This window comes from Rhizobium sp. NRK18, assembly GCF_024385575.1.
Classification (GTDB): Bacteria; Pseudomonadota; Alphaproteobacteria; order Rhizobiales; family Rhizobiaceae; genus JANFMV01.
This window is the reverse complement of the sequence record NZ_JANFMV010000001.1, coordinates 1,089,831-1,113,047: the sequence shown is the minus strand read 5'-3', so window position 1 is coordinate 1,113,047 and position 23,217 is coordinate 1,089,831. Positions and strand designations below refer to the sequence as shown.

Below are 23,217 nucleotides of genomic sequence, written 5' to 3'. Positions count from 1 at the left end.
GTCCTTACATCTTGCAGTCTTGCGCGTAGGCGTCGCCGTGATCGGTGAAGGCGGTGCCGACGATCTTGTTGGTGATCACGTCACCTTCCTTGACCACTTCACGGACGTAGATGTCCTGGATCGGGTGCTGGTTGGTATTGAACTTGAACTTGCCGCGCGGAGAAGCGAAGTCAGCCTTCAGCAGTTCGGCCCGGAACGCGTCGGTATCCTTCACGTCGGCCTTGGCGGCTGCCGAAAGGATGATCTGCGCAGCGTCATAGCCCTGCATGGCGTAGATCGACGGCAGGCGGTTGTACTCGGTCTTGAACGCCTCGACGAAGGTCTTGTTGGCGTCGTTGTCGAGGTCGTGGGACCACTGGCCGGAATTCTTCGTGCCGATCGCCGCGTCGCCGATCGCGCCGAGCACGTCCTGGCTGAAGGAGAAGCCCGGGCCCATGACCGGAATGTCGACGCCGGACTGGGCATACTGCTTCATGAAGGCGATGCCCATGCCGCCCGGCAGGAACATGAAGACGCCATCGGCGCCCGAGGCACGAATCTGGGCGATCTCGGCGGCGTAATCGGTCTGGCCGAGCTGCGTGTAGATCTCACCCGCCAGCTTGCCCTTGTAATAGCGCTTGAAGCCCGTCAGCGAATCCTTTCCCGCCGGATAGTTGGGCGCCAGAATGAACATGTTCTTGTAGTCCTGGTTGGCATACTGCCCCATGGCTTCATGAAGATTGTCGTTCTGGTAGGCGACGTTGAAGTAGAGCGGGTTGCAGCCCTTGCCGGCAAGCGGAGCCGGCGCGGCATTGGTGGAAATGTAGAACTTGCCCTGGGCGACGACGCCCGGCTCGACGGCCATCAGCAGGTTCGACCAGACGATGCCGGTCAGGATGTCGACGTTTTCCTGCTGGATCAGCTTGTCGGCGAGCTGCACGGCGATTTCCGGCTTCTGCGCATCGTCTTCCACGACGACGGAGACGTCCGGATTGTTGGCCCGCTTGATCGCAAGCATGAAACCGTCGCGGGTGTCGACGCCGAGACCGGCGCCACCGCCGGACAGCGTGGTGATCATGCCGATCTTGACGGGCTCGGCGGCTGCAGTGCCGGCGACGCCGAGGCTCAAGGCCAGGACTGCGGCGGAAATGATTGTCTTCATTGTTCCCTCTTTCTGGTTATCTCGAACGCCGGGTACATGGAACCACTTCGCCCTCCCCCCGACTTGGCGAAGGCAATGTCCAACGGCGAAACGACATTCGTCAAGCCATTGAACGGTTTAGTTGACAGTCTCGGTCTTCAGACGGAAGCGCTGGATCTTGCCGGACTCTGTCTTGGGCAGTTCCTTGATGAAGACGATCGAGCGCGGATACTTGTAGGGCGCGATCTGCGCCTTCACATGATCCTGCAGCAGCTTGACGAGCGCTTCGCCCGGCACGGCATGGGCTTCGAGCACCACATGCGCCTCGACGATATGCCCGCGGACGTCATCCGCCTTGCCGATGACGGCGCATTCACGGACATATTCGTGGGAGAGAAGGGCGGCCTCCACTTCCGGACCGGCGATGTTGTAGCCGGCAGAAACGATCATGTCGTCGGACCGGGCGGCAAAGTGGAAATAGCCGTCCTCGTCCTCGATGAAGCTGTCGCCCGTCAGGTTCCAGCCGTCGCGGACGTAGTCGGCCTGCCGCTCGTCGGCCAGGTAGCGGCACCCGACCGGGCCGCGCACCGCAAGCTTTCCAACCGTGCCACGCGGCACCTCCTTCATCTCGTCGTCGACGACGATCGCCTGATAACCGGCAAGCGGCTTGCCGGTCGACGCCGGCTTGTGGTCATCGAGGCGGTTGGAGATGAAGATGTGCAGCATTTCCGTCGAACCGATGCCGTCGAGGATCGGCTTGCCGGTCTTTTTCACCCATTCTTCGTAGACGGGCGCCGGCAACGTCTCGCCGGCGGAAACGGCGACCCGCAGCGACGACAGATCCGCCCCCTGCTCCATGGCGCCGAGCATGGCGCGGTAGGCGGTGGCCGCGGTAAAGCAGATCGTCGCCTTGTACTTCTTGATGATCTCGATGAGGTTCGGCGGCGTGGCATTTTCGAGAAGTGCTGCGCTGGCGCCGAAACGTAGCGGAAAGATTGCCAGTCCCCCAAGGCCGAAAGTGAAGGCGAGCGGCGGCGAGCCGACAAAGACGTCCTCCGGCTGCACGTCCAGCACTTCCTTCGCATAGGCGTCGGCGATGATCAGCAGGTCGCGATGGAAATGCATGGTCGCCTTGGGGATGCCGGTCGACCCGGAGGTGAAGCCGAGCAGGGCGACGTCGTCGCGGCCGGTCTTCACAGCATCGAACTGCACCGGCTTGTCGAGCGCCGCGCGGTCGAGTTCCGCGTCGTGATTGGCGGTCCCGTCGAAGCCGACGACCTGCTTGAGGAAGGCGCTTTCCTTGGCGCAGGCGACCATCTCGTCCATCAGGCGGCTGTCGCAGAGTGCCAGCGAAATCTCGGCCTTGTCGACGATCTTGGCGAGCTCCTTGGCCCTCAGCATCGGCATCGTGTTGACGACCACCGCGCCCGCCTTCGTGGCCGCCAGCCAGCAGGCGACCATGGCTGGATTGTTGGCCGAGCGGATCAGCACGCGATTGCCGGGCTTCAGACCGAAATCCTCAACCAGCGCATTGGCGAGCCGGTTGGTCCAGTCGGTCAGTTCCTTGTAGGTGCGGCGACGGCCATTGCCGATCAGGGCGACGCGATCGCCAAAACCGCGTTCGACCATGCGGTCGCTGAGCTCGACGCCGGCATTCATCCATTCCGGATAGTCGAAACCAGACAGGTCGATCTCGGGCCAGTCTGCAGGCAATGGAAGATTATCCCGCGCGAACGTGTCCGCGTGAGCCGAAGGTCCAAGCATGTTGTCTTTCCCAGTTTTAGTCAGCGCGAACCGACGGGCCTGTTCCCTGCCCTTTGACGATCCGTGGCGGCGCAATTCGCCCTCAATTCAAGCATTGCACTGTCTGCGCCTCCTCGCAAGGAAGAAATTTCAAGTTTATAATATTTTTTGCGATAGCCTTGTTTCCATTGACTTCGGCCCCTTTCATCCGGACATTCCGGATCATGTGATAACCCTGCCCGAACGGGCGACGGCCCGACAAGAAACGCTGCGAGGAAAGATGCTGCACCGAATTACCGACTGGTCCGATGCCTATGCCAATGGCGCGAACATTCCCGGAGGCGACCGCTGGCCCGGACTGTGGGTCGAGCCGGCAAAGGCCATGCGCGAGGCATTGACGGCAACAGGTCGCGCAAAACTGGACCTCCCCTACGCCGACGGTGAGCGCAACCGCTTCGACCTGTTCCTGCCGGAAACGGCACCGAAGGGTCTCGTTGTCTTCGTGCACGGCGGCTTCTGGGTTCGCCTCGACAAGAGCTACTGGTCGCACCTGGCCGCCGGTCCCTTGGCGCATGGCTATGCGGTGGCGATGCCCTCTTATACGCTTTGCCCGGAAAACCGGGTGAGCGGCATCACGGGGGAAATCGGCAAGGCAATCGATACGGCTGCGGGCATGATCGATGGACCGATCCGGCTCATCGGCCACTCCGCCGGCGGCCACTTGGTCTCCCGCATGGTCTCCTCGACCTCGCCGCTCTCCAAACCTGTCGCAGCCCGCATCGCCCATGTCGTGTCGCTGTCCGGCCTGCATGACCTGCGCTCGCTGCTGCCGACCAGCCTCAACGACGGGATCCGGCTCGATGCCGACGAAGCGGTCGTCGAAAGTCCGGCCCTGCTCCACCCGGCCGATAATACCCGCATCACCTGCTGGGCAGGCGCCGGCGAGCGCTCGGAATTTCTCAGGCAGAACGCACTTCTCGCCAACATCTGGAAAGGCCTCGGCGCCACGACCGACTGCGTTGAGGAGCCCGACCGCCATCACTTCAACATCCTCGACGGACTTCTCGATCCGCAGCATCCGCTGACGCTGGCGCTGCTGGGCTGACAGTCGAACGGAAAATGAGGTCAGATTGCGCTGCGCGCGACATAGTGAAGCAGCGCCCGCGCTCACATGTCCGGCTCAGAGACGAGAAGGCCGCCGCAAAGGCATTTGCGGAGGCTCGGTGATTTTGGATGTTGCGGGGCTGAGGGTCAGAAATCCTGCCAATCCGCGGCGGCAGCAGCCGAACCGTAGGCGTTGGCAAGCTTGCGTCCTAGACCACGCGCGGGCGACGCCACCGGCTGTGCGGCAGGCGCGACGTGACGAGGACCGCTGACGCTTTCCGTCGTCTTGAAGCGGGCAACCAAGACGCTGAGGTTTTTCGCTTCTTCGGCAAGTCGGTTGGTCGCGGCAGTGGATTCTTCCACCATCGCGGCGTTCTGCTGCGTCGTCTGGTCCATCTGGTTGACGGCGACGTTGACCTCGGACAAGCCGGTCGACTGTTCACGCGCCGCAGTCGCAATCGAGTTGACATGCTCGTTGATCTTGATGACCCGGCCTTCGATCTGCCGCAGCGCTTCGCCGGTCCGGCTGACAAGATCCACACCCGAACGGACTTCATCACCGGAGCGATTGATCAACGTCTTGATGTCCTTCGCGGCGGTCGCCGAGCGCTGGGCGAGTTCCCGCACTTCCTGCGCGACGACAGCAAAGCCCTTGCCGGCTTCGCCGGCGCGCGCCGCTTCCACGCCGGCATTCAAGGCCAGAAGGTTGGTCTGGAACGCGATTTCGTCGATGACATTGATGATCTGGCCGATCTCGCTGGACGCTTTTTCGATCCGCCCCATGGCTTCGACGGCGGACTCCACGACCTTGTTCGATTCCTCCGTGTTCCGACGTGCCTCCTGCACCATGCCTGAAGCCTCGAGCGAGCGTTCCGAGGAGTTTTTCACCGCAGACGTGATTTGCTCGAGCGCGGCAGCCGTTTCCTCAAGAGAGGCCGCCTGCTGCTCCGTTCGCTTGGACAGGTCATCGGATGCACCGCGCAGCTCTCCGGCACCGCCATTGATCATGTCGATCGCCGAACGGATCTCGCCCATGATCGTCCGCAGGCTAGTCATTGTTGTATTGACGTTGTCCTGCAGGTTCTTGAATGCACCGTGGAACTGGCCATTCATCGACTGGGTGAGGTCGCCTGCAGCCAGCGAGGCGACCACGCGAACCGTCTCGTCAACACCGTTTTCAACCGAGCCGACCAGTTCGTTGACGCTCGCCGCAAACCCGGCGAGATCAGGATTTTCGTACCTCTTGGTAATCCGGGCACTGAAGTCTCCGGCGACCGCACTGGACACCACCGAGGCTATGCTGGATTGAAGGTCGGCATTCTGCGCCTGGAGTGCTGCTTCCTGGGCGTTCATTTCACGCACCTTGATACCGTTTTCCCGGAAGACTTCGACAGCGTTGGCCATCTCGCCGATTTCGCCGGCTCGGCCGGTGAACGGAATGTCCTTGTCAAGATCGCCGGCTGCTAGCGAGTTCATGCTTTCCGTGATCTCGCGGATCGGATTGGCGATCGCCCGCTTGCCGAAAATCCCTGAACCGATCAGCAACAACACCATGACGCCCGTCATGACATTGGTCACGATCGACGACAGGGATTGCATCTCGCGACGGTAGTCGGTGGCGTCGCTTGCACGTTTGTTCGCAGCATCGACCGCCTGATCGACGAGAGTGGACATTTCCTCGGCCGTTGCACTCAGGCTTTTTACGGTTTCGCTGTCTTTGGCGCCGTCGCCGGATGCCAGCTTGCTGGCGAGGTTCTTGGCCTCCTGATCATAGTTGTCCAGCAAGGTCTTGATCTTCTGAACTCTGTCGACATTCTCCTGAACGGTCATGTCGGCGACCGCGGCGTCAATAAAGCCGATCGCAGATTCATAGCGCGTTTCGATATATTGGGCGGCTTCCGCCTTCTCGGCCGGCGTCGCTGCCAGGCGGAAATCGCGCACGCCGATCTGCATGCCCCGCATCGAAGCCTTCATCGATACCATATTTCGGGAAATGTCCTGCTGGATCCGGCTGAGCGAGACGGCCTGGTCGACGGACGTGCCGACTAGCCAGGTCGTCAATGCGGTCACGAGCATGAAACCTATGCCGAGCGCCGATATGATCGCCAGTTTCGTACTGATGCGGGAAAAGTCCAGTTTCATTTAAAAAAATCCTTCGCTTGACGGACGGCGTTTCATACGCCTCGAAGCGAGCAATTCATTCGCCCAAAAAGAGATCAGAAGTGGTGCGCTCAATGGTTGCGCACCGAGTTGTATTCGTATGGATACTAGTTAAAGTTTTAATTAACCGGCGCTAATTTTCATTCGAAATTGACCTGCCCCGCCGATATGCGGTCGCGCGCCAAGCCTCTCCTCACAAGGCTTCCCCAGCTAAAGTTGCGTTGAACCGTTACCAGCCAAGCCTCCCGCTCATCCGACGAATTATTTTGAGAAAACGTTTTCTTACATTGACACGTCCAATGAGAAAAGGTTTTCTCTCCTCAAATTTGGAGGGAGGCCAGATTGACGAGTTCGGACAAGACATTGCGTCGCGCGACAATTCATGACGTGGCCAGAACGGCCGGCGTCAGCGTGTCGACGGTGTCCAAGGCGCTGAATGACACCGGCCGGATGGCCGAAGAGACCCGTCGGCGGATCAAGAAGGTTGCCGCCGATCTGAGCTTTCGTCCCAACGCGCTCGCCCGCGGTCTCCTGTCCAGCCGTTCCCTGACCATCGGCCTGCTGACCAACGACACTTATGGCCGTTTTACCCTGCCCGTGATGGCCGGGATTTCCGAAGCGCTGGTCGATCAGGGCGTGTCCGTTTTTCTCTGCGCGATCGAGGATGATCCGGCGCTCGGCAAGATCCATGTCGATGCCATGCTGGACAAGCAGGTGGACGGCATCATCGCCACCGGCAAGCGTCTGGACCGCTCACTGCCGGTCGACCTTTCGGGGCTTCCGGTCCCGGTGGTCTATGCGTTTACAAGCGGCACGCCGGACAGCGTGACTTTCACCGCAGACGACGCGCAGGGGGCCGAACTGGCGACCGACTGGCTGCGGCAGATCGGCCGCAAACGACTGGCGCACATCACCGGACCGGAGGATTTCGCCGCCGTCAACGAGCGTGCCGCGGCCTTTCGCGCCCACGCCGGCGACGGCGCGGAAATCCTCTACGGACAATGGTCGGAGGACTGGGGCCATCGGGCCGTCGCCGAACTTTGGAGCCGGGACGGAGAGAAGCCGCACGGCATCTTCTGCGGCAACGACCAGATTGCCCGCGGTGTCATCGACGGCTTGCGCGAGCGCGGCATCAAGGTGCCGGAGGACGTCTCTGTCGTAGGCTTCGACAACTGGGAAATCATGGCGGAGCATACCCGCCCGCCCCTGACCACCATCGACATGAACCTGAAAGAGCTCGGCCGTCAGGCAGGGCTGACGGTGCTCGCCCTGGGAGAAGGCGAGCCGGTCGAACTCGGTGTGAGAAAGCTACCATGCCGGCTGGTTGTTCGCCGGTCCTGCGGAGGAGCAGGCGCATCCTGAGAAGACAAACGTCATCAAAAAGGGCCGCATGCCACGTGGCCTTATCAAAGGGAGGAATGGAAATGCTCAGTCGGATTATGGCATCCACAGCGCTCGTGACATTGCTTTTTGCCGGCAGCGCATCGGCCGAAACGGTGCAGATGTGGGTGAGAAGCGGCATCGGCGATGCCTTCAAGGAAACCGTGAAAGCCTATAACGGCAGCCACGAGGACAAGATCGAGCTGACGGAAGTGCCGTTCAGCGAACTGGTGCAGAAATATGCGATCGCTATCGCCGGCGGTCAGGCACCCGACGCACTGTCGCTGGACCTGATCTACACCCCGGCATTTGCTGCCGCCGGACAGCTGGAGGACCTGACCGACTGGGCAAAGTCCCTGCCCTATTTCAATTCGCTCTCGCCGTCGCATGTGAAGCTCGGGACCTACGAGGACCATATCTACGGCCTGCCACTGTCGGTTGAAACCTCGATCTTCGCCTGGAACAAGGACCTCTACCGCAAGGCGGGTCTCGATCCGGACAAGGCACCGACCACCTGGGACGAAATCACCGCCAATGCCGAGAAGATCACGGCGCTGGGCAATGACACATACGGGTTCTATTTTTCCGGCGGCGGCTGCGGCGGCTGCATGATCTTCACCTTCACGCCGCTCGTCTGGGGTGCCGGTGCCGACATCCTGTCCGAAGACGGCAAGACCGCCACGCTTGACACCCCGCAGATGCGCAAGGCCGTCGATATCTATCGCAACCTCGTGAAGAAGGGCACGGTGCCGGCAGGAGCGTCGACCGACAACGGTTCGAACTTCCTCAGCCTCGTCAACGGCAATATCGGCCAGCAGACGCTCGGCGCCTTCGCCATCGGCACCATGATCACCCAGCACCCCGAGCTCGACTTCGGCGTGACGCTAATCCCCTCGGTCGACGGCAAGACGTCGTCCTTTGCCGGCGGCGACAACTTCGTCGTCACCAAGGGGACGAGCAAGCTCGAAAACGTCAAGGCGTTCCTCGACTATGTCTATTCGCTGGACGGCCAGAAGATCATGGCCAAATACGGCAGCCTGCCGACGCGCGGGGACCTTGCCGATCAGGTTCTCGAAGGGCTTGATCCTCGTCTGAAGGTCGGTGTCGAAGCGATCAAGGTCGCCAAGACGCCCTACACCCTGCAGTTCAACGACCTGATCAACAGCGCCAACGGTCCCTGGGCCAGCTTCACGCATGCGGCAATCTTCGGGGACAATGTCGACCAGGCATTCTCGGATGCGCAGGCGCAGATGCAGCAGATCATCGACGACGCCCAGTAAAAAGCCTCCCGGACGGCCGCCACAGTGGCGGCTTCAGAACCGGCCGGAAGACCCGCGAAACGCTTCCGGCCGGTACCGGCACAACACAAGAAAGAGGTCATCAAGGCAGATGACGGTCGCCACAGTCCACACCAAGACATCCGAGCCGGTCAGAAGACGGCGCCGATCGCTGCAGCGCGGTTCCTGGAAGGGATTGCTTTACATCGGGCCGGCCATGCTTCTGGTCGCCATCTTCTTCATCATTCCGGTGTTCTTCACCGCCTGGATGAGCCTGCACAACTGGTCGCTTCTCGGAAATCCGAAATGGGTGGGCCTGCGCAACTACATCCGCATGTTTTCGGACACGCAATTCAGGGACGCGCTCGGCTTTACCGCCTACTACACGGTCATCGTGACCATCGCGATCTTCGCGGTTGCCTTTCCGCTGGCCATATTCGTGGAACGCCAGCGCCGTTTCGTCGCCGCCTACCGGACGCTCATCTTCCTGCCGGTGGTCGTCGGTCTCGCGTCCGCGTCGCTGCTTTGGGTCTGGCTTTCCAATGTCGACAGCGGCTTCTTCTCGCCGCTGTTCGAGATGATCGGCCTGACCGAAGGCCGTCTCAATCTTCTCGCCACCTTCGACAGGGCCTTTGCCATCATCGTCGTCATGGTGGTCTGGAAGATCGCCGGCTTCACCATGGTCATCCTGCTGACCGGACTGCAGTCGATCCCGGCGGAACTCATGGAGGCGGCACGGATCGACGGCGCCGGCTGGTGGCAGCGCTTCCGTCATCTGACGCTGCCGCTGATGCGCAAGACACTGGCGCTCGCGCTCATCCTCTCGATCACCGGTTCGGTGCTTGCCTTCGACCAGTTCTACATCATGACCAGCGGCGGCCCGCAGAACAAGATGATCTCCGTCGTCTACTACATCGTCAATCAATCCTTCGTGTCGTTCCATCTGGGCTATGGCGCAGCCTTGTCGATGGCCGTGCTGGTGATCCTGGTCGCCATCAGCGTCTTCCAGCTCTGGCTGCTGCGCGTCGGGGAGGACCAATAATGGCTTCGAGAAACAGCATCAGGGCGCGCCGCCGCCTGCTCGGCAATCTCACCTTTCATTCCACCGGCATCATCGTTTCGCTGCTGTTCTTCGCACCCTTCGCGATCGCACTGCTCTCCTCTTTCAGACGTGGTCAGGAAGCCGGAACGCCGCCGCTGCCGCCATGGCCATTGCACGGCTTTTCGTTCGACGCCTACCGCGCACTCGACACGTTCGGCGCCGGCGTCTGGCAGCATACGCTGAACTCGCTGATCGTATCGCTGGCAACCGTCATCCTCACGGTCATCGTCAGCGTGCTCGCCGGCTATGGGTTCTCGCGCTATCGCTTTCCCTTCAAGAACGTGCTCTTCATCCTGCTGATCGCAACATTGATGATCCCGTTCCAGTCCATCCTGACGCCGCTCTTCATCATTCTCGCAAAATTGCGGCTGAGCAATTCGCTCGCGGGCCTGGTGCTCGTCTACGTCACGCTGCAACTGCCCTTCTCGGTCTTCATGATGCGCAACGCCTTCGATGCGGTGCCGAAGGAGATCGAGGAAGCGGCGCGGATCGAAGGCGCCAGGGATCTGCGGCTGCTGACACGCGTGCTCCTGCCGCTCGTCATGCCGGGCGTGGCAACCGTGGCGATCTTCGCCTTCCTCAATGCCTGGAACGAGTTCCTGGCGGCACTCATCCTGCTCTCCAGCAACGACCAGTACACCCTTCCGGTCCTGATGACCGCCGTCAGGGTCGGCCGATTGGGGGCAATCAACTGGGGCGCCGTACAGGCGGGCGTGGTCGTCATGATCGTGCCCTGCCTCGTCGTCTTCCTCTTGCTGCAACGCTATTACCTGCGCGGCCTGATGGCCGGTGCGGTCAAGTAAAACAAGGAAATCAGCAACATGCCCAATCTGGAAAAGCAATTCCGTCCTCCTGCCGTTCCCGCCGTCCGCGTCGACGGGTACTGGGGCAAATGGCAGGACTCGATCTGCAACGCGACGGCCGGCATCCTGCTCGATCGTTGTGTCGAGGCCGGCATGCTGGATGCGATCGACGTCCGCAAGCCAAGCCCTGGCGTCGTCATCCCGATACAGCCCTGGGGCGGCACGACGCAGATGTTCTGGGACAGCGATCTTGCAAAATCGATCGAAACGATCGCCTACGCCCTCTACCGCAAGCCGGACGCCACTCTGGAAGCGCGGGCCGATGAAATCATCGACATGTATGAGCGGCTTCAGGACGACAACGGCTATCTGAACGCCTGGTTCCAGCGCGTCCAGCCCGACCGCCGCTGGACCAACCTGCGCGATCACCACGAACTCTACTGCGCCGGCCACCTGATGGAAGCAGCCGTTGCCTATTATCAGGCGACGGGAAAGCGCAAGCTCCTCGACATCATGTGCCGCTTCGCCGACCACATGATCACCGTCTTCGGACATGGCGAGGGACAGTTGCCCGGCTATTGCGGCCATCAGGAAATCGAACTCGCGCTCGTCAAACTGGCGCGGGTCACCGGCGAGAAAAAGTATCTCGATCTGTCGAAATATTTCATCGACGAGCGCGGACAGGAGCCGAACTTCTTCGACGCGGAAGCGGTCCGCGATGGCCGGCCGCTTGCCGACTACATCCAGAAGAACAATGAATACAGCCAGTCGCACCAGCCGGTTCGCGACCAGAAGAAGGTGGTCGGCCACGCCGTCAGGGCCATGTACATGTATTCCGGCATGGCCGATCTGGCCACGGAATACAACGACGACGCGCTGACCAGCGCCCTCGAAACGCTCTGGGACGACGTGACGACGAAGCAGATGTACGTGACCGGCGGCATCGGCCCCTCGGCCAGCAACGAAGGCTTTACCGACTATTACGACCTGCCGAACGAAACCGCCTATGCCGAGACCTGCGCCTCCGTGGCGCTCGTCTTCTGGGCGAGCCGCATGCTCGGCCGCGGACCCAACCGACGCTTTGCCGACATCATGGAACAGGCGCTCTACAATGGCGCGCTGACCGGTCTGTCGCTCGACGGCAAGACGTTCTTCTACGACAATCCGCTGGAAAGCACCGGCAAGCATCATCGCTGGAAGTGGCACCATTGCCCGTGCTGCCCGCCGAACATCGCCCGGCTCGTCGCCTCGATCGGCTCCTACATGTACGCCGTCGCCGACGACGAAGTCGCAGTCCACCTCTACGGCCAGAACACGGCGCGGCTGACGGTGGCGGGCAAGGACATCGAACTGCGCCAGCAAACGTCCTACCCCTGGGATGGGGCCGTCTCGATCGAAGTCGATGTCGCAGAACCGCAGGCCTTCGCCATGTCCCTGAGAATTCCGGAGTGGGCTATCGGCGCCAGTCTCTCGGTCAATGGCGAGGCGGTCGACGTCAGCGGCTGCCTGAAGGACGGGTATGCCCGGCTGGAGCGGACATGGCAGAAGGGCGATCGAATCCTTCTCGACCTGCCCATGTCGCTCCGCCCGCAATATGCCAATCCGAAGGTGCGCCAGGATGCCGGGCGCGTGGCCCTGATGCGTGGACCGCTCGTCTATTGCGCCGAGGAAGTCGACAACGATGCCGATCTTAACGCCTATGTCGTCCCACCGTCCGTTTCCGAAGCCGGGACCGAACAGATCGAGGCACTGGGGGGCGCGATCGCCGTCGACATTGAGGTGGCGAAGGAAGATATCGATGGCTGGGGCGCCGCCCTCTATCGGAGCCGGCCGGCAGCACGCCATGCCGCGAGATTGCGGCTTGTGCCGTACCATCTCTGGGACAATCGCGATCCCGGTGCCATGCTCGTCTGGCTGCAGGCCGGCGACACGCAGGCGAACGGAGGCTGATCAGCATGAGGCAATCCACGGGAAGTGCGGGCGTCGTGCTGACCGACGTTCGCAAGAACTTCGGCGCGATCGAGGTCATCCACGGCATCGATCTCGACATAACGGGCGGCGAATTCGTCGTTTTCGTCGGGCCGTCCGGCTGCGGCAAGTCCACGCTGTTGCGAATGATCGCCGGGCTGGAAGAGGTGACGGACGGCGAGATTGCGATCAAGGGCCGCGACGTCACCGACCTCGATCCGTCGGAGCGCGGCATTGCCATGGTCTTCCAGTCCTACGCGCTCTACCCGCATATGACGGTGCGCGACAATCTCGCCTTCGGCCTGAAAATGGCGCATGCCGGCGCGGAGGAAATCGCCACGCGCGTCGGCCGGGCATCCGAAATCCTGAAGATCGCTCATCTGATGGACCGCCGGCCCGGCCAGTTGTCCGGCGGCCAGCGCCAGCGCGTGGCGATCGGCCGGGCGATCGTGCGCGAACCCGACGTCTTCCTGTTCGATGAGCCGCTCTCCAACCTTGACGCCGAACTTCGGGTATCGATGCGGGTGGAGATCGCCAAGCTGCACAAGGAGCTCGGCAATACGATGATCTACGTCACGCACGATCAGACGGAAGCGATGACGCTCGCCGACAAGATCGTCATCCTGCGCGACGGTCGCATCGAGCAGAGCGGCACACCGCGAGACGTCTACGAAAACCCGGTCAACACCTTTGTCGCCGGGTTCATCGGATCGCCACGCATCAATCTTCTCCAGGGAGAATGGCTGGGCGGCGGACAGATCACGCTCGCCGGCACCAGCCTCGATGCCCCGATTGCCCTCACAAGGGGAAAGCCAGGAGGAACGATCACCGTCGGCATGCGGCCGGAACATGTTACCGTTCTTCAAGGCGGCGATAGCGGACTGAAAGCCACCGTCGATTTCAGCGAATATCTCGGCGGAACACGCTATCTCTACTGCAGCCTCGCAGACGGCCAGCCTTTCGTTGCTGAACAGCGAGAAGGGCCGGACTACAAGGGAGGCGAAACGGTCTGGCTGAGCGTCCCTGGCGAAAAGTGCCGCTATTTCGGCGAAGACGGATTGCGCCTCGATCGCCTGTGAGACGACAGATTATCCTTTGACAGGCGGCAGACCGGTACCGGCACCGGCAACGCTCGATGACGCCCCCAGCTTGGTCACCGTCGTCATCGAGCAGCCCACGTTTCCCGACATGACGCCATCCGCCGAAGGAGCCATCACGGCTTTTCGGTCGCCAGAGAGGACGTTCGCGTCCGTATGATGCAAGGCCGGTCTTCAGGGATTTCCTGGGGTGTCTTGACGTTCTGCCGATGGCACCGCGATGGAAACCTTCTGGAAAGAGTATTCTGTCACCATAAAGGATGCACGCGTCTGGATTTCGGGCGCGATAGCGATCAGATTGTTTTTTGCATTTTAATAATTGGTGTAACCGGTTTGATGGAGGCGGTGACTAATGTCCACCGCAGAAGCGATGTGGTTATTTCCCGCTGAAGAGCGCATCCGGCATGATACTTGATTACAATTCCCTTCTCCTGGCCCTCGGCTTCTCCGCCGCGTGCCTGATGGTGACCCTTCTCGGAACCTGGGTTTCGCGACGCGCCGATTCCTTCCTCCTGACGCTGGTCGTCGCTCTCCTGTTCACCGTCGTCGGCATATTTGTGTTCAGTTCCTATACGCTGGAAACCGGTACGATCAGGGCATCCCTCGCCTATGCCAGCCTGATGGCCGGCTTCAGCACCATCTATGCCGGGTCCGTGCAGTTTAGAACCAATCGCAGCCCCTGGACGCTGGCGTCCGTTTTCTCCTTCGCCACGATCGTGCCGGGCGTTGCGTTAATCCTGTCCGGTGTGGACGGTGTGGGCTTCATCTTCATGAACGCCACGACGGCCGCACTGCTGATCGGCACGGGTTGGCAGTACTGGCGCGCGCGGGCGGAAGCCCCGGTCCCGCTGATCGGTATGGTCATTCTCTATGTCCTGAGTGGAGTTTCGTTTGCGCTCTGCGCCGCTGTCCTCCTCAGCCGGCACCAGTGGGTTCTCGGACATGCGCCGCAAAACTGGGCCGAAAATCTCAACCTCGCCATCTGCGTCGCCGGCATGTCCGGCATCGGCGCCTTGTCGCTGGCGCTCCATCAGTGGCGACTGGCGGCGAGACATCGTCACGAGGCCAACACCGATCTGCTGACCGGACTGCTCAACCGCAGGGCGCTTTTCGACAAGGTTTCCGGCAGACCTATCGACACGAAGACCGCAATCGTGACATTCGACATCGACCTGTTCAAATCGGTCAACGACCAGCACGGCCATGCGATCGGCGACATGGTGATCAGGATATTCGCGGAAGAGCTGAACAATGGTGTGGAAGATCACGAGATCGTGGCCCGTCTGGGGGGCGAGGAATTCGCCATCGTCCTGACCGACACGCTGCCTGCGAGGGCCGAGCGGGTCGCTGCCGACATCTTGCGCAAGTTCGCGTTACGCGAAATTCCGGCCGGGGAAGCGAGGTTGCGGTGCACGGCGAGCGCCGGCATTGCCTTCGGCAGGATGGAGACGGACAATTTCGAAATCGTCTTGAACCACGCCGATGCGGCCCTGTACCAGGCCAAGCGCGACGGCCGGAACCGGGTTCAGATCGCCGACTTTCTGCATGAGGTCGAGCGGGCGGACGCCAAAGGCAACGCCGCTCCATAAACCCTGTACCGGTTGCCGGGAGGTAGCAGCCTCAGAACCGCGTCAGAGCACAGAGGCTGCCCGAACCGCATCCGCAATGGCCCTTTCCAGATCCTTTTCATCATAGGGCTTGGTGACGACCGCGCTTGCGGGAATGCCGGGATCAGTAGCGCCGCCGGTTGCAAAGACAATCGGCAAACGGGGATGCTTCAGTCTGGCGCTCTCGGCAAGGTTCAGCCCGCTGCCATCCGGCAGTTGAAGATCACTGATCAGGATGTCGATATCGTCGCCAAGGACAGCGAGGCTCTCCGCAACGGTTGCGGTTTCGGCGACGTCGTATCCGAGCTGAGCAAGCATTTCGGCCGCAACCATCCGAATGAAGGGCTCGTCTTCACACAACAGGATCTTTTTCCGGCGGTCGTCTTTCTCCGGCTGCGGCAAAGGGGGACGCTCGTCCAGAACCTGGCGTACCTTCCGCGCCAACTGTTCGCGGGTGTACGGCTTGCTGAGGAAGTTCAGGCCGCTGTCGAGCTTGCCATCATGCACGATCGAATTTTCGGCGTATCCGGAATTGAACAACACCGCCACATGCGGCCTTGCATCGCGAACCATCTGCGCCAACGCAGTGCTGTGCACGCTGCCCGGCATCACGACGTCGGTAAACAGCAGGTCGAAGTGCACCCCGCTTTCCAGAACGCCGAGCCCGCCCTGACCATCCCGGGCCAGCAGCACCTGGTATCCCAGCCCGCGCAGCAATTCCGCCGCCGTTTCACGGACGGCATCGTCATCCTCGACCACCAGCACGGTTTCGGTGCCGCCGGAGATCGTAGCCTCCGCGGCAACGACGGCATCCTCCGCCGCCGTCGCGCGGGGAAGGTAGAGCCTGACCGTTGTGCCCTTGCCGATTTCCGACGCGATGTCGATGTGCCCGCCCGACTGCTTGACGAAGCCGTAGACCATGGACAGGCCGAGGCCCGTTCCCTTCCCTTCGGCCTTCGTCGTGAAGAAGGGATCGAACACCTTTTCGAGCGTCTCGGGCGCAATCCCGGACCCCGTGTCGGTCACGGCCAGCATGACGTACTGCCCCGGTGCGACGCCGAAGGTCGTCTGCGTATACGCCTGGTCGAGGTCTTCATTGGCGAGCTCGATGGTCAGCTTGCCGTTGCCGGACATCGCATCGCGTGCGTTGATAGCCAGATTGAGGAGTGCGGTTTCGACGTTTGTGGCGTCGGCGAGCGTATTCCAGAGGCCGTCCGCAACGACGGTCTCGACTTGCACGCCCTCGCCGATGCTCCGGCGCAGCAAGCCGTCCATACCACCGACAAGGCGGCCGAGATTGATGACCTTCGGCTCCAGCGGCTGCCGGCGGCCAAAGGACAGAAGCTGCGAGGACAAAGTGGCGCCACGTGTCGCCGCCATCATGGCATTGTCGAGCAGTTTCAAGGATTTTTCGTCATTGAGCCGCTCGATCGTCAATTGCAGGCTGCCCTGAATGACCTGCAGAAGGTTGTTGAAGTCATGGGCAATGCCGCCGGCCAGGTTACCGATCGCATCCATCTTTTGCGACTGACGGAGCATGGCCTGGACCTGGGCAAGCTCCTGCGTGCGAGCCTCCACCCGCTCCTCCAGCGTCGCGGCGAGCTCTTGCAGCCTTGCCTGTGCAACCTTCTGCTCCGTGACATCGTGACCCTGGACGAAGATGCCTTCGACCTTCTTTCCCGATTTGATGGGCTGGTAGACGAAATCGAGATAACGCAGTTCGCCCTCACCGTCCGGCCCGCGATTGAGAATGACGCGGGCGCCATCCGCGACAAAAGGCTCGCCCGTTCGGAACACGCGATCGAGAATGTCGATGAAGCCCTGCTCGACGACCTCGGGCAGCGCTTCGGCCAGAACTTTGCCGATGATGTCCGTCCGCCCGACGATCGCCAGATAGGCTTCGTTGGCGAGATCGAAGATATGCTGCGGCCCGCGCAAGACCGCCATGAAGCTCGGCGCTTGGGCGAACAGGGTCCGCAGATATTCGCGCTCCTTCGAGAGGAGAAGATTCTGGCCCGCCACCTTTCCTGCGCGATCCATGATTCCGCTCTCAAGGCTCATGTCGCGGCTCTCCGCGCGGCGCCTGAGGCGTTGGATCTCGGTGACATCCGTCGTGTGCTGCAGGATATAGAGCTGGCCATTCTCGCCGATGATCGGCGTATGGGTCGCACTCCAGAAGCGTTCCTCGAAGGAGCCGTCGCGGCGTGCAATTGGATACGGGATCAAAGGGAGATGATCCATCTCTCCGGTATTCACAACAGCCGCCAGAGATTTCCTCAGCATCTGGTCAGAAACCGAACCCGGATCACTGGGAAAGGCATCGAACATGTTGCGCCCGAGGATCTCGGCCCGCTCGCGCATGGTCGCCGTCAGATATGCCTGATTCATCCCGACGATCGTGAACGTGCTGTCGAGCAAGACATAGGGGTTCGGGGCGTGTTCGAACAGCATACCCATATCGAGGGGAAGCGACACATGTCCGCGTCCTGCCGAAGTTTCTTCGCTCAAACCAAATTCCTCCGGCGCTGCCTGACAGCGTCATTCCTCATCATGGGTATCAAAGATCATCGACAACTCGAGTGCTCGGCCTGAACCCACGGCCTCCCCACTAGCTGGAAATTATGAGGTTGAGTCAAGCACTAAGCCTGATCCGAAAAGACATTCCGCTGGCCGGACCTGCACCTTCGAAGACTTGCCCATGCCCGTAAGGTGATTTTTCAAGACAGTGGTCTCGAAATGACACACCTTCGATATCCTTGAGGCACGTCTTCAGGTGGTCCGGCGGGATGGATTACGACATCCGTCCACACAGTTTCAATTATGGATTATCCAACGTCGTGGTGATCCGGTCGAGCAAGGAGCGGATCAGTGGATTGGGAAAGCGGCGTTTCACGGTCACTGCATAGAAGGATTCGATGACACCCGGAAGTGCGTCGAACTCCACGAGCATGCCGGATTCCAGTTCGCCCTTCACAACAATCGGGGGCAAGACGGCAAGTCCGATCCCCTCACGCGCCAGAAGTCGCATCATCGCCATGTCATCCACCTCAGCCGCGATCTGCGGTGTTATGCCCAGCCGCGCGACAAGGGCTTCGAACTGTGCCCTCACCCCGCTTTCGAGCGTTGGGAGAACCACGGGATACCGATCGAGGAGTTCGAAAAGCGTTGCTCCCGGCTGGCCATGGAACGGCTTGCCGACGAGGCTCACACGCTGCTGATAGATCTCGTGCGCGACAAACGGCGTGACCGCATCGGCCATCGGCGCCTGAGTGAGGAGCACGATGTCGAGGTTCAATGTTTCGAGTGACCCAAGCAACTCGCTGGTGCTGCCGGAGCGCAGGATCATGTCGACGTCCGCACGCCCCAGCAAGGGACGAAGAAATTCCACCTGGAAGTTTCGCGATAGCGTCGCCAACGCACCGACGCGGATGGCGCGGCGGGCACGCCCCGCCTCCTTCAGCGTTTCAACCAATTCCTCGCCCGTGGAGAAGATCGTATCCGCGTGGTCGAGCGCGATGCGGCCGGCTTCGGTCAGGTAGAGCTGTCGGCCGCGCCGCTCGAACAGCGCGTGTCCGAGCCGGTCTTCCAGCTGCTTGATTTGAATGGATAAGGCAGATTGGGAGAGGTTCAACCGCGCGGCCGTGCGGGTCAGGTTGCCGTCATGGGCGACCGCACGAAAGTAGCGCAGATGATGATAATTAAGCTCAGCCATAGTTCTATTTAATAGAACGAAAAACAAGAAACAATGAATTTTTATTGATATCAAGTCGCTGCTATCACGACCTCCAGATCACCCTGCCTTCGAAATGGCAATCATCAACTGACTGGAGATGTCCGACCATGCACGCGCTCCCGCTCGTCGCGCCAATGCTTCTCGCCGCCGCCTCACTGACGGCCTTCCTCGGACCGGGTTTCAGACCACGGTTTGCAATCCGCCTCGCCGAACTGGCGGCTCTCGGCGCCATCGCCGTCTGTGTCTTGTCGGCGCTGGTCCTATCACGCGACGGCCCCGGAACAAGCATGGCGGTCGGCTATGGAGACGTCACACTTTCGTCCCGCCTCGACCTGGTCAGCCTGGTCATGCTGACATTGGTGTCCTTTCTCGGATGGATCGTGCTGCGCTATGCCGGCACCTTCCTCGACGGAGAGGCCAGACAGGGCCCGTTCATCGGCTGGATGGCGGCGACACTCGCCGCCGTGCTGCTTCTCGTCCAGTCGGGATCGCTTTTCCAACTTGTCCTCGCCTGGATCGCAACGAGCCTGTTCTTCCACAGGCTTCTCCTGTTCTATCCTGAACGGATTGCGGCACGGCGCGCCGCACGGAAGAAATTCGTCGTCTCGCGGATCGGCGATGTCGCCCTGATCGGTGCCGCGCTCTTGCTCGCGACGACCTTCGGGACCGATGACATCACGGACATCCTCATGGCCGCAAACCTTGGCACAGATCATCTCACCGTCACGGCGGCGGCTGCACTGCTCGCAGTGGCGGCCATGCTGAAGTCGGCGCAGTTCCCCACCCATGGCTGGCTGACCGAAGTGATGGAAACCCCAACCCCGGTTTCCGCACTGCTGCATGCCGGCCTGATCAATGCCGGCGGCTTCCTTCTCATCCGCTTCGCCGACGTGATGTTGCAGGCACCGATGGTCCTTGCCGTGCTTGTCATCGTGGGTGGTTTCACGGCTCTCTTCGCAAGCCTGGTGATGCTGACCCAGTCCGCGGTCAAGACCTCGCTCGCCTGGTCGACCGTTGCGCAAATGGGCTTCATGACGCTCCAATGCGGGCTCGCCCTCTTCCCGATCGCATTGCTGCACATAGTCGCCCATTCGCTCTACAAGGCCCACGCCTTCCTGTCCTCGGGCTCGGGAGTAGAAACCGTGGCGGCAATCCGCCGGCCAGGGCCGGTCGCGGTCCCGGATGTGAAAGCGGTTGGCCGTGCCTTCCTGCTGGCGCTCGCGGTCTACACCCTCATCGGAATGATGTTCGGCTTTGCCGGCGAGCCACCGCAGGCGATCGCCCTGGGCGCCATCTTGATCTTCGGGGTCGCCTATCTGGTCGCCCAGGGGCTCGCCGATGCCGCCCCGCGTGCCCTCACCTCGCGGATATTGATCCACTCGAGCGCCATCGCGGTCGCCTACTTCGCACTCCAGCGCCTTGCCGAATGGCTGATGGCGGGAACCCTGCCGGCAACGCCTCAAGCCGGGCCGCTGGAATGGACCCTCATGATGCTGGCCGTTCTCACCTTCGGCATCACCGCGTTTGCCCAGTCGCTGTTCCCGCTCTGGGCTCACCATCCGGCAGCCGCGGGCTTGAGAGTCCATCTCGTCAACGGACTTTACGTCAATGCGCTGTTCGATCGCCTGCTCGGCAGTTGGCAGAGCAGACCGTCCACCTCTTCCATCTCGGCGTCAGCAAAGGAGTAAACTCATGTCGGATACGACCAACATAAAGACCCTCTATGGCGACGCCCTGCGCGAAGCCGCCGATCACGCCATACGGGCGATACCTCCGGCCTGGCCGCTGACAGCGACCGTCGCCGTCAATCCCTTTCTCGGCCAACGGGCGGAACCCTTCGACAACACGGCGGCCCTGCTTGCGCGGATCACCGGCGTACGGCTCGCGCCCCCGCGCGCTCACTATGCCGAAAAGATCGATAGCGGGTCGATGACCGACGAAGACCTCGAGGCTGCCCTGCAGGCGACCAACCTCGTCGGAAGCCTAGATCTGATGGCGCTCAAGGCGGCCGTCAGCCAGGAGCCCGCTGCGATTACTCCTCTGCCGACGATTGCCGATCTCTGCTTCACGGTAACCGGCATGGACTGGCCCGGCCTCATCTCGGAGCGGATCGGCACCTTTGCAGCCGGCTTCTTCGACGAAGGACAGGCCCTCTGGTCCGCCTCGCGCCAGGGTGGCCTCTACTCCGCCTGGCGCGCCTTTGCCACACACGATCTGACGCCCGAAATCCTGGGACTGGGCGGCTTCGGCCTGCACGTAGCCGGCACGCCGGAGACCGCGCAGGCGGCTATCGAAAGAGCCACCATGTCGCTGGGCATGGGCGGCCATCCTGGAACCTATTTGCATCAGCTGCTGCTTTCCACGGGCGGCTGGGCGCAATTTGCCCGCCACCTGCATTTCAAGGCAGAACTGGAGGCCGGCAAGGACGAAACGGCACTGGATCTGCTTGCCATCCGGCTTGTCTTCGAAGAGGCACTCTTCCAGCGTTACAAGGCTCATATCGAGGACGAGTGGATCAGAATTCGGCGCATGCATGCCGAGCCGGCAAGCGCCGATTTCGACATGATCATCGATCATGTGCTCTTGAAGGCGGCTGAACATGCCGCGCAGCGCAATCTGGCCGACAGCCTCATCGCGGCACCGGACTTGCAACATGCGGGAGACCGGCCCGCCTTGCAGGCCGCCTTCTGCATAGACGTGCGCTCGGAGGTCTTTCGCAGGTCGCTCGAAAGCCAGGATCCGGGCATAAAGACGCTCGGCTTTGCCGGTTTCTTCGGCCTTGGCACCGCCCATAAGGGCTTTGCCTCGGACGTCATGGAGCCGCGCCTGCCCGTTCTCCTGAAACCGGCCGTCTTCAGCTGCAGCGCTGTCACCGACGACAGTCATGCCGACGCGAAGGCGAGATTCGGTGCGCGCGCCGTGCGGGCGATCGGCCGTTTCAAGCTCGCCGCCGTCTCGTCCTTCGCCTTCGTCGAAGCCATGGGCCCACTCTATGCGGGCAAGCTGCTGCGCGACAGTCTGCGCCTGACAAGGAAGCAGCACCACGACGCGAAGCCGCAATGGTCGTCGGCGCTCAGCCTCGATGCCCGCGCCGGCATGGCGGAAACCGTTCTTCGGGCCATGTCGCTCACGGAAGATTTTGCCCGCGTGGTGCTTCTCTGCGGCCACGGCACCAATGTCGTCAACAATCCCTATGCCAGCGCCCTCCACTGCGGCGCCTGCGGAGGCTATGCCGGCGACGTCAACGCCAGACTGCTGGCGGATCTGCTGAACGATGTCGCCGTGAGAGAGAAGCTCGGCGAGAGAGCGATCACCATTCCCGCCGATACGGTCTTCCTGGCGGGGCTGCACGACACGACAACGGACAGTGTCACCCTGTTCGAGCAGGACCTCGCTCGGCCCGTCGACAGCGACGTCATGCGGGAGATCCGGCGCTGGCTGGAACAGGCGGCGAGCCTGGCGCGCGCCGAGCGTTCGAAGCGGCTGCCGCACGCAACAGCCGCCACCATTGCCGCACGCAGCCGGGACTGGTCCGAAATTCGCCCGGAACTGGGCCTGGCGGGCTGCCGGGCCTTCGTGGCCGCGCCGCGGTCGCGCACGGCCGGCCTTCCTCTGGACGGGCAGGTCTTCCTGCACGACTACGTCTGGCGGAAGGACCCCGAGTTCAAGGTGCTGGAGCTGATCCTGACCGCCCCGGTGGTCGTCGCCAGCTGGATCAGCCTGCAATATTTCGGCTCGGTCGTCGCGCCTTCGCTCTTCGGCTCCGGAAACAAGCTCCTGCACAATGTCGTCGGAGGCATGGGCGTGGTCGAAGGCAATGGCGGCAATCTGCGCGTCGGACTTCCCTGGCAGTCGGTGCATGACGGGGCGAAACTCCTCCACGAACCGCGTCGCCTGACCGTCGGCATCGAAGCGCCGACCGAGGCGATCACGGGCGTACTCGAGAAGCATCCGGACGTGCGCGCGCTCTTCGACAATGGCTGGCTGAGCCTGTTTTCCATCGATGACCGGGGGACGATCTCCTCGCGTTACGCCGGAGACCTGATTTGGCGGCCAGCTTTCAGTAAGGTCGTGCATATGCACGACAAGTCAAGCTTGCGAGGTGTGCCCATGCCCTGTTAGG

Annotated in this window: 15 protein-coding genes; 10 read left to right on the top strand and 5 right to left on the bottom strand. The window is 61.7% G+C overall.

Annotated elements, in window-relative coordinates; translation table 11 throughout:
• Window positions 1–4 precede the first annotated feature (4 nt).
• Window positions 5–1,141: an ABC transporter substrate-binding protein gene (locus NN662_RS05075; RefSeq protein WP_261929219.1), complete on the bottom strand. Its 1,137-nt coding sequence runs from the start codon at window positions 1,139–1,141 to the stop codon at window positions 5–7.
• A gap of 117 nt (window positions 1,142–1,258) precedes the next feature.
• Window positions 1,259–2,884: an AMP-binding protein gene (locus NN662_RS05070; protein WP_261929218.1), complete on the bottom strand. Its 1,626-nt coding sequence runs from the start codon at window positions 2,882–2,884 to the stop codon at window positions 1,259–1,261.
• Window positions 2,885–3,143: 259 nt separating this feature from the next.
• Here NN662_RS05070 and NN662_RS05065 point away from each other — a divergent pair, with 259 nt between their 5' ends.
• Window positions 3,144–3,968: an alpha/beta hydrolase gene (locus NN662_RS05065; protein ID WP_261929217.1), complete on the top strand. Its 825-nt coding sequence runs from the start codon at window positions 3,144–3,146 to the stop codon at window positions 3,966–3,968.
• A gap of 146 nt (window positions 3,969–4,114) precedes the next feature.
• Here the strand turns inward: NN662_RS05065 and NN662_RS05060 are convergent, their stop codons facing one another.
• Entirely contained in the window at window positions 4,115–6,109 is a 1,995-nt protein-coding gene (locus tag NN662_RS05060; RefSeq protein WP_261929216.1) for a methyl-accepting chemotaxis protein, read from the bottom strand.
• Window positions 6,110–6,469: 360 nt separating this feature from the next.
• On the opposite strand from NN662_RS05060, the gene NN662_RS05055 reads away from it, so the two are divergent.
• The 7 genes from NN662_RS05055 to NN662_RS05025 all read left to right on the top strand — a co-directional run bounded on the left by NN662_RS05055 (window position 6,470) and on the right by NN662_RS05025 (window position 15,343).
• Entirely contained in the window at window positions 6,470–7,489 is a 1,020-nt protein-coding gene (locus NN662_RS05055; protein WP_261929215.1) for a LacI family DNA-binding transcriptional regulator, read from the top strand.
• A gap of 62 nt (window positions 7,490–7,551) precedes the next feature.
• Window positions 7,552–8,787 carry an ABC transporter substrate-binding protein gene (locus NN662_RS05050; RefSeq protein WP_261929214.1) on the top strand — a complete coding sequence of 412 codons (1,236 nt, stop codon included), beginning with the start codon at window positions 7,552–7,554 and terminating at the stop codon, window positions 8,785–8,787.
• Window positions 8,788–8,896: 109 nt separating this feature from the next.
• Entirely contained in the window at window positions 8,897–9,826 is a 930-nt protein-coding gene (locus NN662_RS05045; protein WP_261929213.1) for a carbohydrate ABC transporter permease, read from the top strand.
• Window positions 9,826–10,689 (top strand): carbohydrate ABC transporter permease, encoded by an 864-nt coding sequence (locus tag NN662_RS05040; protein ID WP_261929212.1) that lies wholly within the window; start codon window positions 9,826–9,828, stop codon window positions 10,687–10,689. The genes NN662_RS05045 and NN662_RS05040 overlap by 1 nt, the downstream gene beginning before the upstream one ends.
• Before the next feature lie 18 nt (window positions 10,690–10,707).
• Complete coding sequence (locus NN662_RS05035; protein ID WP_261929211.1) at window positions 10,708–12,639, top strand: glycoside hydrolase family 127 protein; 1,932 nt, start codon at window positions 10,708–10,710, stop codon at window positions 12,637–12,639.
• 5 nt (window positions 12,640–12,644) lie between these two features.
• Window positions 12,645–13,736 (top strand): ABC transporter ATP-binding protein, encoded by a 1,092-nt coding sequence (locus tag NN662_RS05030; RefSeq protein ID WP_261929210.1) that lies wholly within the window; start codon window positions 12,645–12,647, stop codon window positions 13,734–13,736.
• A 422-nt stretch (window positions 13,737–14,158) separates the two neighbouring features.
• The gene (locus tag NN662_RS05025; protein ID WP_261929209.1) at window positions 14,159–15,343 is read left to right on the top strand and encodes a sensor domain-containing diguanylate cyclase; all 1,185 of its coding nucleotides are present in this window, start codon (window positions 14,159–14,161) and stop codon (window positions 15,341–15,343) included.
• 42 nt (window positions 15,344–15,385) lie between these two features.
• On the opposite strand, the gene NN662_RS05020 is transcribed toward NN662_RS05025, so the two are convergent.
• Both NN662_RS05020 and NN662_RS05015 read right to left on the bottom strand, forming a co-directional pair.
• Entirely contained in the window at window positions 15,386–17,869 is a 2,484-nt protein-coding gene (locus tag NN662_RS05020; RefSeq protein ID WP_261929208.1) for a response regulator, read from the bottom strand.
• A 310-nt stretch (window positions 17,870–18,179) separates the two neighbouring features.
• Complete coding sequence (locus NN662_RS05015) at window positions 18,180–19,073, bottom strand: LysR family transcriptional regulator (protein WP_261929207.1); 894 nt, start codon at window positions 19,071–19,073, stop codon at window positions 18,180–18,182.
• Between the two features lie 128 nt (window positions 19,074–19,201).
• Between NN662_RS05015 and NN662_RS05010 the strand changes: the two genes are divergently transcribed.
• Together NN662_RS05010 and NN662_RS05005 are read left to right on the top strand one after the other, a co-directional pair.
• A complete protein-coding gene (locus NN662_RS05010) occupies window positions 19,202–20,782 on the top strand; it encodes a proton-conducting transporter membrane subunit (protein WP_261929206.1) in 1,581 nt (526 codons plus the stop codon).
• Between the two features lie 4 nt (window positions 20,783–20,786).
• Window positions 20,787–23,216: a YbcC family protein gene (locus tag NN662_RS05005; RefSeq protein WP_261929205.1), complete on the top strand. Its 2,430-nt coding sequence runs from the start codon at window positions 20,787–20,789 to the stop codon at window positions 23,214–23,216.
• Window position 23,217: the final 1 nt, after the last annotated feature.